The organism is Yersinia sp. 2540 StPb PI, assembly GCF_052217165.1.
GTDB lineage: Bacteria > Pseudomonadota > Gammaproteobacteria > Enterobacterales > Enterobacteriaceae > Yersinia > Yersinia enterocolitica_E.
Map to the genome: position 1 here is coordinate 5050753 of NZ_JAZGQC010000001.1, position 12351 is coordinate 5063103.

Genomic DNA, 12351 nt, shown 5'->3' on the forward strand with positions numbered 1-12351 from the left:
AGCTCCGCCACAGGATAACCTTTGGCGGAGGAATACGATTTAGACCGGTAATTCGCCACGACTCTCTTTACGTTTGTAAACCAGTATAGTCAGCACCAATGGCACCACGATCGCCACTAACATTGCCACAGCATAAATCGCCCAGAACTGTGGTTTGATGGATAAAATACCCGGCAGGCCACCGACACCAATACCGTTCGCCATCACCCCAGTCAGACCACAAATGAGGCCCGCCAACGCAGAACCAATCATGGCGCACAACATCGGGAAGCGATATTTGAGGTTGATACCGTACATTGCCGGTTCAGTAACACCCAGATAGGCTGAAATTGCCGCAGGTACTGATATTTCGCGCTCATTGATCTTGCGGCTAATGATAATAATGCCCAATACCGCAGATGCTTGTGCAATGTTAGACAGCGCAATCAGCGGCCATACCGGTGTACCACCCATGCTCTGAATCATCTGCATATCAATGGCTAACGTGGTCTGATGCACGCCGGTAATGACTAGCGGCGCATACAAGAAGCCAAACAGTGCGGCACCAATCGGCGCGAAGCTGCCTGTCATGACAGCTTTCACTCCCCAGGCCACACCATCACCAATCATGCGGCCAAATGGCCCGATAAGCGTATGGGCGAGGAATACCGCCAGCAACAGGGAAACTACCGGCACCACCACCAAATAAAGATAGGCTGGAATGATTTTCTTCAGATTAGTTTCAATCCAACCCAGCGCCAAACCTGCCAAAATCGATGGAATGACCTGTGCCTGATAACCTACTTTTTCAATGGTAAACCAGCCAAAGTTCCAAACTTCGGGGATCTGTTGTCCCAGCAGGTAGGAATTCATCAGTTGTGGTGATACCAAGGTGATACCCAACACAATCCCCAATACCGGGGTGCCCCCCATCTTCTTCACTGTCGACCAGCAGATGGCCACCGGTAGGTAGAAGAAGATGGCTTCGCCCAGCAACCAGAGAAAGTCGTAAATGGTTTTCCATGCCGGATACATCTGTGCCAGCGTTTTGCCATCAGACATCGGAATATCGCCAATCACATTACGGAAGCCAAGAATCAAGCCTCCGCTGATCAGCGCTGGCAGCAACGGGAAGAAAATCTCGGCAAAGTGAGAAATACCACGTTCAAACCAAGTCATGTTCTGCCGTGCAGCCAGTTTGGTCTGCTCTTTATCCACTTCATTCAGGCCAATTTTAACAATCAGCGCTTGATAGTAATCGTCAACTTCAGGCCCGATAACCACTTGAAATTGCCCGGCATTAGTAAAGCAGCCTTTAACCATCGACAGATTTTCAATTTCTTTAGGTGAAGCTTTAGAGGGGTCATTCAACACAAAGCGTAGCCGGGTAATGCAGTGGCTGACGGTGGCAATATTATCTCTGCCTCCCACCAGTACGATCAATTGATCGATATCTTGTTGTTTTACTTTGCTCATTTCAACGTACCTTTCGTAAAGGTGAGATAACGTGCGACTTATTCGTTTTTCTTAATAAAAGCAGTAGGGTCAGTCTTAAAGAAAAAATACATCGATAGCCTGTTAAATATACAGCTTATTAAAGATTAGCTATGTATTGATTTTTATGGAATGGGAACGTTCCCAACTTGCGTTAGAGATCACAATTTGACAACTTTTTATGATGTTCTTGGCCGTAAACCATGGGTTCGCCCATCACGCACTCCCACCACACAGGGTGGGAGTTCAGATAGCATCACGTCGAGAAAAGAAGAATCAGGCCAGTTGACCAGGAATGATAATTTGTTGAATTGATTGACTATGATTAAGTTGGTCAAGTAATTGTTGGGCGGCTTTCACTCCAGCGGTGCCATAACCCAGCTCGACTGACAGGGTATTTGGGAACAAAAAGTGCAACAGCGGTGTATTACCAATGCCGCAGACCTGAATGTGTTGCAGGCTCTGCTGTTGTAAATACTTACTCACCCCCATAGCGATAGTGTCAGAGGCACACACCAACGCCGAGGTATCGGGTTTTATCACCTGAGGTGCAAGCTGGAAGCCACTTTGATAACTCAGTTCACCCAGTGCAACTGTCGGTAGCAGGCCATGTTGTTGGCTGTAATCAAGATAAGATTGATGACGACGCATGCCGGTAGTGGCATCCGACGGCTGCACGCCAATATAGCTAATATGTCGATGCCCGGCGTGGCGTAACTTATCCATCAACAGGCGCACAGCCCCGTCGTCGTCGTAGCATACGGAAGAAAAGCCCGCATACTCGCGCGCCAGTACCACCATTTTTTCCTGCCATGGCGAGAGCATTTCTGCGGTTAACCCAGTGAAACCAAACAAAATGACGCCATCCACATGGCGCTGTTGCAGCACATGTAAATGTTCACTGACCAATTCAGGATCAAACTGGCTCTCCATCAGGATAGGATCATAACCTTGCTGATAGAACAGTGGCAGCATCGTGCGCACCGCCTGATTTTCAGATGGCGAATCCAGACGCGAGACAATAATACCCACGACTTTATCACTCTGCCCCCGCATGGCCCGGGCTGATTTTGACGGGGTAAATCCCTGCTGACGGATGACAGCTTCCACTCGTTCACGAGTTTGTGGACTGACGCTCCCTTCGTTATTCAATACCCGTGAAACCGTGGATTTTCCAACTCCACTCATGCGGGCAATGTCCTTTATGGTCAAACGGTTTTGCATGGTTTACCTAATGTTTAGGTTTGGAAACATATAATAAACTGATTATTTATATTATCGAAGTTGTGGGAAGTCTAGCATGCGCAGAATCAGACTCAGCGCATGATATCCCAATGACTCGCAGCATATTACTGCCCTAACGGCATATCTTACCGTCGGGGTGGTTTTTGGCGTGGCGAGAACAGTGATGCGGTTTAATGTCTGTTTAGCTGTTAGACAGCCGCTAACAATCTTTAAATAAAACCGGAGGTTAATTACCCAGTGGACCCTGTTCCCTCGACCTACACCTTTTGGTGTGTCCGGTAAGGTAATTCCCCATTCAGGGTGGCTGCTTTATCGGATAACAATCTGATAAGCGGTCACTACGCACGTCCTTGCGTTAGTTTCTGCTGATGATGTTTTTGCCCTCTCTACGGCAGATTTGCCGTGGGCGCAACATAAAGACCGTCCGACAAACGGCTTTGTGACATGACAGTAAGGCTCAAACCATGCAAGTTAAAAATTTCACCCGGCAGTTGCTCAATGTGTTGAGCCGTAACCTGCCTCGCCGCCTAATTCGCCGGGAAACCATGTTAGATGGCTTGCCGCAGGGAAGTGCGACAAAAGATTTGCCCGCAGCGCTGACTCAGCAACGTTTGCAGTGCGCGAATGAAACGCCACCACAACTTTATCGGCGTTTTCAGAGCCACCCCGAAGGGTTAACGGAACAAGAAGCAGCAGCCATTCGTCTGCAAAATGGCAGTAATATCATTGAAAATCAGCAAGCTACCCGTTGGTGGGTCCACTTATGGCACTGCTATCGCAACCCGTTTAACTTGCTGCTCACCATTCTGGCTCTGATTTCCTACGCCACCGAAGACCTCACCGCCGCATTGGTGATTGGTGCTATGGTGTTAATTTCCACCCTGATGCATTTTATTCAGGAAGCACGTTCTAACCGCGCTGCGGATGCTTTAAAAGCCATGGTCAGCAATACCGCAACCGTGGTGCGCAGTGATGCCCATACGGGCAAGAGCGAGCATCGCGAGCTACCGATCTCTCAGTTAGTGCCCGGCGATATCATCAAACTATCTGCGGGCGATATGATCCCGGCGGATTTACGTATTCTGGTGGCCAAAGATCTGTTTATCAGTCAGGCCGCCTTAACCGGTGAGTCACTGCCGGTTGAGAAAGTGGCGCAATGCCGTGAGTGTGAGGAACAAAATCCACTCGAACGAGACACGCTGTGCTTTATGGGCACCAATGTGGTTAGCGGTTCGGCACTGGCTATCGTGGTAGGCACCGGTAACCAAACCTATTTCGGTCTGCTGGCAGAGCGCGTGACGCATCAGGATGAGCAACCTAATGCCTTCCAGAGTGGCATCAGTAAAGTCAGTTGGTTGCTGATTCGCTTTATGTTAGTCATGACACCTATCGTGTTGTTGATAAACGGTTTTACCAAAGGTGACTGGTGGGAAGCCGCGCTGTTCGCGCTCTCTGTTGCTGTGGGTTTAACCCCGGAAATGCTGCCGATGATCGTCACGTCGACGTTGGCAAAAGGGGCGGTGAAACTGTCCAGGCAGAAAGTGATCGTCAAGCGCTTAGATGCTATTCAGAACTTTGGCGCGATGGATATTCTGTGTACCGATAAGACCGGCACCCTGACGCAAGATAAAATTGTGTTGGAAAGCCACACCGATGTATTTGGGGCCAATTGTGAGCGGGTGCTGCACTACGCCTGGCTCAACAGTTATTACCAAACGGGATTGAAAAATCTGCTGGATGTCGCGGTGTTATCTTCCATGGCTGAGTCAAAAAATGCAGAATCTCGGGCGGCCGATACGCTGGCAGGTTACCGCAAAATCGATGAGATCCCATTCGATTTTGAACGCCGTCGCATGTCAGTGGTGGTCAGCGATAAAGCGGATTATCACGAACTTATCTGCAAAGGCGCGCTGGAAGAGATGTTGTCCATTTGCCGTCATGTGCGCCAAGGGAGTGAAATTATCCCATTGACCGACGCGCTGTTGGCACGCATCCGCCGCATTACCGATGAACAGAACCAGCAAGGACTGCGAGTGGTGGCGGTTGCCACCCGTATCATGCCAGCTTATCAGCGGGATTATGCTGTTATTGATGAATATGACCTGATCTTGGAAGGGTATATCGCCTTTCTCGATCCGCCGAAAGAGAGCACAGCGCCGGCGCTGCTGGCACTAAAACGCAATGGCGTTAACGTTAAAATTCTTACCGGTGACAACGAGTTAGTTGCGCGTAAGGTATGTAAAGATGTTGGATTATCTGTCGAGCATGTCTTGCGTGGCAGTGATATCGAGCAGATGACGGAGACACAACTGACGCAGGCCACCCGCACCACCACGGTGTTCGCCAAGCTGACACCAATGCACAAAGAACGCATCGTACAGAACCTGCGTAATGCCGGTCATGTGGTCGGTTTTATGGGGGATGGCATCAATGATGCACCAGCACTGCGTGCTGCTGATATTGGGATCTCGGTGGATTCAGCAATAGATATTGCTAAAGAAGCCGCCGATATCATCTTGTTGGAAAAGAGCCTGATGGTGCTGGAGCAAGGGGTCATTGAAGGCCGCCGCACATTTGCCAACATGCTGAAATACATCAAGATGACCGCCAGTTCTAACTTTGGTAACGTCTTCAGCGTCCTGATTGCTAGCGCATTTTTGCCCTTCCTACCCATGCTGCCACTCCATCTGTTAATCCAGAATCTGATGTACGATATTTCGCAGATTGCTATTCCATTCGATAACGTTGATGAAGAGCAACTGGCAAAGCCACAACGCTGGAACGCCGGCGATTTGGGGCGATTTATGGTGTTCTTTGGTCCGATAAGTTCTATTTTTGACGTACTGACTTTTTGCCTGATGTGGTGGGTATTTAAAGCCAATACGCCAGAAATGCAGACGTTGTTCCAATCCGGTTGGTTTGTTGAAGGACTGCTGTCCCAGACCTTAATTGTGCATATGATCCGTACCCGTAAAATTCCCTTCATCCAGAGCCGCGCCTCTTGGCCGCTATGTCTAATGACACTGGCGGTGGTGGCCATTGGTATCGGGCTAACCTTCTCTCCACTGGCTGGATTCCTGCAATTGCAAGCGCTGCCACTCTCTTACTTCCCGTGGCTGATGGTGATCTTAACCGGCTATATGGTGACAACGCAGTTAGTGAAAGGGTGGTTTGTGAGGAGATATGGCTGGCAGTGATATCTTTAATTTGGTTATCGGTTCGGTTGATCGGATCAGGCTTCGGTTGATATTCGTTTAGTGCTCATCTGATCTCTATCGCCTCAACCGAGAAGGAGGGCAAGCCGGCCCTCCTTCACCTGCGGCTTGCGCGAAATATTGCCCTGCGGGTAAACCGCCTGCATCTTTCAGGCTGACGAGCCAGCGCGATTCGCATCCATGCTCAAGCGCGCTTTTCGCCGCCGTCCATGGCGGCTCACTCTACCCTCCCTCCTTGTCGGCAATATTCCTGATTGCGCTCAACATCAAAAGCTAATTCAAAACCCTGTTTTTAGGTTGTGATGTTAAAAGCACATTTGAGCTGCCGAATGAGGAGAGTAGGTAGGACGCGAGGCAGGGAAGCCGAGCGAGACGTGCTTGAGCAGGAGCGAATCACGGCGGTCTGTCAACCGAAACGATGAAAGAGGGTATCCACGAAGTGGACAAGCGATACGTGCGTAAGCGCAGGGGTTCCAAGGGGGTTACGCGCTTGTAACCCCTTTGGCGGTTGAGGCATCGGAGGGGAATTGAGAACCAATCTCATATCAACCGAACCGATAACTAAACGAACATCAACCGAATCAATCCACTAAATCAATAACAAAAAATTAAATTCGACTCAAACAATCAATCGCTATCGCCTTGAAGCTATCAAAATGCTGACTGCTCAATAAACGGCTCATTGAACGCTCTCGCACAAAAGTAACGAACAAGTCGTAAATCGCCATCGCTTCTTCATAATCAGTTTTACTGATAGCTAACAGGAAAATGACATGGGCTACCTCACCATCACCCCAGGCAATGCCATTGGGGGCTAGCAGGGTAACCACCACGGTCTTTTTGGCTAACAGACCGAGTGAGTGTGGCAGTGCAATCCCCTCCCCCAGCATGGTGGAGACAATCGCCTCACGCTCCACCACCGATGGGTAAAAGTCCGCATCAACGAACCCTTCCTCTTCCAACTGACTGCACACTTTTTTAAATAACTGCTCTTGTGTCATCGGCTGGTCGATAATCATAAAATGATTACTGTCGAAAAACTTTTCCAACATATAAGGGCGAGTGCGATCCACTAGCACCAACTTACCCAGTTGTTCTAACTGATATTCAGTCGGAAACGGTGACATTACTACCACCGGCTTATTCTTTTCCGCCAGACGTGAGTTAGAAATAATAAAATCTTCGTCGATATGGTCGAGATTTTCGTAATCACGCAGGGAAATGATCTGTGTCATCACGATCTGCGGATACTTACGAGCAATCTGCGCCTGAATCATTCGGGTAGTGGAGTTACCGGTATCACACACCAACATCACCTGTGGATGACGTTGATAACCAATATTGTAATGGCGTTCCAACCCAACACCGATGTGCAGTACCAGATAACCTATCTCATTCTCACTCAAGCTATAAGGCGTATATTTGCCCCAACTGGATACCGCCGCCAGTGTTACGTCATAAGCCATCGGATAGTGCTGTTTAATATTGGATAACAATGGATTAGGGATAGTTATCTGATACTTCACCCGCGTAATCATGGTCTTGATATGGGTGAGTAAATCAATTCGTAACTGCTTATCGCCCTGCAAATTGTAGTTATAGTGGGCGTTGATATAAGAGAGGATGTAATCCACCAATGTCTCTTCATCATCGGCGTTGATTTCACTGGGGCGACTGGTACCAGGCTGGCTGACTTGCACCCGGCGGGCGGCAATATTGACCCGCAAATACGCTTCTTCTGCTGCCGAAATGTCTTTGCCCGATAATAGTTTCAACTCATTTGCCAAACGGCCGGAGGCGAGTTTGACCGCCTCATCCACATCTTCGGCATCAAAGTCTGATAACGGATAACCGTCAGCGATGCGTTTGATCGCCACAGCACAGTAGAAAATCAGGTAGTGCTCGCCCTCATCAGTTAACCGTACCGCATATTGCGCCAATAGCTCATGCAGCAATCCCGTTAATTCGGGGATAGTCTGAATGTTAAGAAACTCATTCTTTAATAATGGGTTATCAGCATCTTGCAGATGTAGCTGAAACAAAAGGTCGGTCAAACACGTGCGGATAGCCAACTCGGCACCAAACAATTTCATGCCGTAGCGTGGCTTGGTTTCAATCGTCAGATGGTATCGGTTTAGCCTTTCTCTCACCTCAGCCATATCATTTTGCAATGTGCCACGGCTAACGAACCATTCATCAGCTAAATCTTCCAGCTTCAATGAAAAAGCAGAGGTCAGAAAACGGATTAACAGGTAATGCACTCGCTCATTGGCAGTTCGCGGGGTTAGGTGCGTTTTGCGGTTTTGCTGCTGTAGAGCACGAAAGCGTTCAGCATCATCGATCATCAATCGGTAGCCAAAGCCACGGTTATGGATAAAGTGCGCACCATAATGTTCAAGGATCTCATTCAACGCCGTAATATCTGCCCGCACGGTACGTGTCGAAACCGCAAAACGTTTCGCCAGCTCATCCTGAGGCAGCGTTTCCGATTGCAATGCATCGAACATGTAGGCCAGACGTTGATAGGGAAATCTCACTGCTCCACTCCGTTATTCAGGGTGTATAGGCATCCCCCCCGCCACCATGGCCAGAGGGGGAGCGTTATCTCACACGGCAACACAGGCCTTCACCGCCAGTGAGTTTATATCAGGTAAATCAAATAATTACGGTACTATTTTTTTCACGATAGCTAATAAGGTTCGCACATCTTCTGGGCGAGTATTGCCCGTTTTGCTGTCGATTATCGAACTGTAGATATGCGGGATAATTTTCGTTACCCCGGCATCCAGTGCGATTTGTACGATTTGTTCAAAATTATCCAGACTGATGCCGCCGGTGGGTTCCAACCAGAAGCCGGTAGCAGCACAAGCCTCAGCCACAAAACGGTACTCATCGATAGAGTCCAGCCCGTTCATTGGGAAAAACTTTAGCGAACTGCCGCCCATATCTTTCAACATAGCAATGGCGGTGGTCACTGGAACAATCGCTTCCTTTTGCTGTGAACTGAGTGGCCCGGTGGAGATATTTACGTAACCCACTTTGCCGGTCGGCGAAATCAGGCCGTTAACCACCGTATCATGCTGCCCCAATAAAGCACGACTTGTGCCAACACCGGTGAACACTTGATTCACATGTTGCGGTTGAACCTGCTGCGCAATCTGGCTGACCATTGTTGATTGCTTCGGGTCCCCCGCGCCCAACCCTACCGACAGGGCATTATCGATAACAGCCGCGTATTCGCGCATATCTTTGACTGCGCTATCGACATCCGAATAGTTCTTCGATAACACTCCCACCAGAACATGGCCTTCAGCGGCTTGATAAATCTCGCGTGCATTCTCTTTTGAACCGGCCAGCACATTCAGGCACACCCGGTCACGGTAATAATTCGGGGTCAATTTCATCAGTCAGGCTCCCTTAGCCAGGCGGTTAATGCAGGTATAAATAATCTCGAGTTGCAATGGCGTGACACTGCGCACATCCACTTCAATTTTGCCTTCATTAGCTTTATAGGCGCGGAAGTAGATAGCAATATCGCCATTTTTCAGCGCATCCACCAGATCCGGTGTCGAGCGCCCCATTTTAGCTTCATCAAAACTGATTTCAGTACGGGCAATATCACGCCCGGCAGCATCCCAAACCACTTTCGCAGACACACCGTCAATGGTATTTAACTGACTGATAAATGGTGTCATTTTTTCTATCATTTGCTGGCCGGTCTCTTTTTCCAGCGTCATATAGCTTTCAATAGCACGGGTCAGGCCGAGAATACCCTCTTTACCCACTTTCATCGCCCGGCCAATACCACTTGATTGCAACTTCACCCAATCAATATAGGTCTTCTTGCCTAACACCAGCCCGCTGGTTGGCCCTTCAATAGCTTTGGCACCACTGTAAATCACCAAATCTGCACCCATCTGGTAATAACATTGCAAGTCTTCTTCTGCAGCCGCATCAACAATTAATGGCAATTGATGCTTGCGCGCAATTACTACCGCTTGCTCAACAGATAAAATGCTTTTTTGCACACAATGGTGGGATTTTATATACAAGATCGCCGCAGTATTTGGCGTGATCGCCGCTTCCAACTGTTCCGGTAAACATTCGTTGGCATAACCGGCTTCCACCACTTTGCCTCCCCCCAGCGTCACCATGGTATCGACCGGCGCACCGAAGTTAACGTTATGGCCCTTCGGTAGAACAATTTCATGCGGCACTGTGCGCGGGGCAGCATGCAGATTAACCAGCAAATTGGCATCATCTTTCACGATCACCGCAGCAACCGACTGAGCAATACCGGCAGAAGCACAGGAGACAACCACCGCGCTCTCAACATTCAGCAAATCAGCAATGTAAGCACCGGTCTTATTGACCAAATCTTTCATTTCGAAGTAATGGTTTAGGCCCAAATCTACCGCCTCAACCACATCCTGCCGTGGCGTTGAAACGCCCAACATCGTCATGCGACCAGAAGCATTAATTACATGTTTTAACTGGTATTTTTCATAGACTGAAGACATCTTTTGACTTCCCTTCGTCAGTTAATACTACGTCACCAGCAACGACCGCCGCCAGTGGCACCAGATATGTCTCACCGGTAACCGATTTACCTTCTGAATCACTGAATAGCTGAGGTTGCTGTTTCAGCTCAAAAATCGTCAGGTCAGCGTCATAGCCCGTTGCCAGCATCCCTTTGTGAGTCAAATGCAGGGCTTGCGCGGCATTTTCTGTCACACAAGCAATAACCTGTTTAAGGCTCAAACCGAGGGTGAAAAATTTGGACATCACCGTCGCCAGGCTGTGCACTGGCCCATTAATACGGTTGCGACAATAGATGTCGGAGCTGATGGTGTGCGGGTAAATACCTTGCTTGATGGCCAGTTCGGCAACATCAAAGCTGAAACTGGCACTGCCATGCCCAACATCCAGTAATACACCGCGTTTCAATGCGCGTTGGATAGAATCACGCAAGGTCCCGGCAGGGGTCAGAATACGATTGGGTTTACCGTTATAGCAGTGAGTAATAATATCGCCTTGCGTTAACAAGTCGGCAATCTCATCCAAGTCCGGCGGGTTATTGCCAATATGTACCATCAAGGGTAGCTGATTATTTTCTTGTTGAATCTCTTTGGCTCGCACCAACGGTTTAATGCCGTTTTTACCGACCACGCTGCTGCTCATGCGGGCTTTAATACCGATAATAAAACCAGGATTACGGGCAATAGCCTGACTGACACTTTGCTTATCAATCTGCGCCATATCCGCTAATTCGTTTTGCGTCACGATGCCGGTTTTCGCAATATTCAGAAAAGCATAAACATGGGTTTTGGCGGCACGAGTTAGGCGGTAAAAATCATCCACATCATTGGCACCGGTGCTGCCGGCATCCACCACCGTCGTCACGCCACTGGCGACTCCGACCAAATCAGCTTCGTCATGATAAATAGGAGATGCGGGGTAACAATGCACATGGGAATCAATCCAGCCAGCACTGATGTAATATTTCCCGGCCAAATCCAACACTTTTCTAGCGCAAGAAATTGAAGGCTCGGCTTGATTATTATCTTCAGTGGCAATAGCCGCATCGACGGCCACAATTTTCCCATCATTAATTACGATATTAACCTGATGGCCGTCAACTAATAGTGCGCGTGTGATAATAAAGTCATACATTATCTTTATTCTCCATTATGTCCTTCTTACTTGACGTTGCAGCAGTGTTAGCAGGGTAAATATCCGGTAATTTGAATCTTTACCCCTGACATCATGAAATAGCGACTGGGAAAATAGACCCTAAAATCATGGCACCCAAAATCGCGCCGCCGGTAATTGGTTTATTCCACAGATAAAACAGTAAAGCGCCACCTAAAGAACCAATCCCAATTGGAATTGATGCTGTTATGGCTGACAGGATAATCAATGGCCCGAGGAAACGGCCAGAGGAGTTACCGGCCCCCATCATAACGTCGGCACCATAAGTAGAATTACTTTGGTTAATCGTAAATTTACGCGCCAAAATAATCAGATAGCCGATAGCTAAACCAATAATCAGGCCGGTTACCAGTGAGGCGGCAAAATTAGCCACCGGGAAGACAAATCCGGCACCCAGTAATAATGCTGGCACACCCAGACCGACACCGGTTTGAATCGCGCCACCAATATCCAAAATACCGACAAGCGAACCTTCAATAATACGGGCGAATAAGAAGCTGGCACCAAATGCAGCCACCGCACCATAAACACCGGTATCCATACCAGCACGTAGCATTGAAACAAATGCCACTTCGTTAAATGCACCGATACCATATAAATAATACATATGAGTACCTGCAAATACGCCGGAGGATAATAATCCTACAAAGATTGGAAATGACCAGTCGGCATACCAGAAGTTATTCTTGGTTTGTTCATCCATCAT

The 12351-nt window shown here is 48.5% G+C and carries 8 protein-coding genes; 1 reads left to right on the forward strand and 7 read right to left on the reverse strand.

The window, feature by feature from the left end:
- Positions 1–39 precede the first annotated feature (39 nt).
- Positions 40–1455 carry a PTS trehalose transporter subunit IIBC gene (gene treB / locus V1956_RS23550; protein ID WP_442825753.1) on the reverse strand — a complete coding sequence of 472 codons (1416 nt, stop codon included), beginning with the start codon at positions 1453–1455 and terminating at the stop codon, positions 40–42.
- A gap of 294 nt (positions 1456–1749) precedes the next feature.
- Positions 1750–2697: a trehalose operon repressor TreR gene (treR, locus tag V1956_RS23555; protein ID WP_420074339.1), complete on the reverse strand. Its 948-nt coding sequence runs from the start codon at positions 2695–2697 to the stop codon at positions 1750–1752.
- Positions 2698–3182: 485 nt separating this feature from the next.
- Between treR and mgtA the strand changes: the two genes are divergently transcribed.
- A complete protein-coding gene (gene mgtA / locus V1956_RS23560) occupies positions 3183–5915 on the forward strand; it encodes a magnesium-translocating P-type ATPase (protein ID WP_442825754.1) in 2733 nt (910 codons plus the stop codon).
- A gap of 626 nt (positions 5916–6541) precedes the next feature.
- Here mgtA and V1956_RS23565 read toward each other — a convergent pair.
- The 5 genes from V1956_RS23565 to V1956_RS23585 all read right to left on the reverse strand — a co-directional run bounded on the left by V1956_RS23565 (position 6542) and on the right by V1956_RS23585 (position 12348).
- Positions 6542–8470, reverse strand: a complete 1929-nt coding sequence (locus V1956_RS23565) for a BglG family transcription antiterminator (RefSeq protein WP_442825755.1) — start codon at positions 8468–8470, stop codon at positions 6542–6544.
- Between the two features lie 126 nt (positions 8471–8596).
- Positions 8597–9337 (reverse strand): 2-dehydro-3-deoxy-phosphogluconate aldolase, encoded by a 741-nt coding sequence (gene dagF / locus V1956_RS23570; RefSeq protein ID WP_372569702.1) that lies wholly within the window; start codon positions 9335–9337, stop codon positions 8597–8599.
- A 3-nt stretch (positions 9338–9340) separates the two neighbouring features.
- Complete coding sequence (locus V1956_RS23575; RefSeq protein ID WP_442825756.1) at positions 9341–10453, reverse strand: DgaE family pyridoxal phosphate-dependent ammonia lyase; 1113 nt, start codon at positions 10451–10453, stop codon at positions 9341–9343.
- Positions 10437–11606 carry an amidohydrolase/deacetylase family metallohydrolase gene (locus V1956_RS23580; RefSeq protein ID WP_442825757.1) on the reverse strand — a complete coding sequence of 390 codons (1170 nt, stop codon included), beginning with the start codon at positions 11604–11606 and terminating at the stop codon, positions 10437–10439. The genes V1956_RS23575 and V1956_RS23580 overlap by 17 nt, the downstream gene beginning before the upstream one ends.
- Before the next feature lie 91 nt (positions 11607–11697).
- On the reverse strand, positions 11698–12348 hold the full coding sequence (locus tag V1956_RS23585; RefSeq protein WP_032896643.1) for a DUF4310 family protein: 651 nt from the start codon (positions 12346–12348) through the stop codon (positions 11698–11700).
- Positions 12349–12351: the final 3 nt, after the last annotated feature.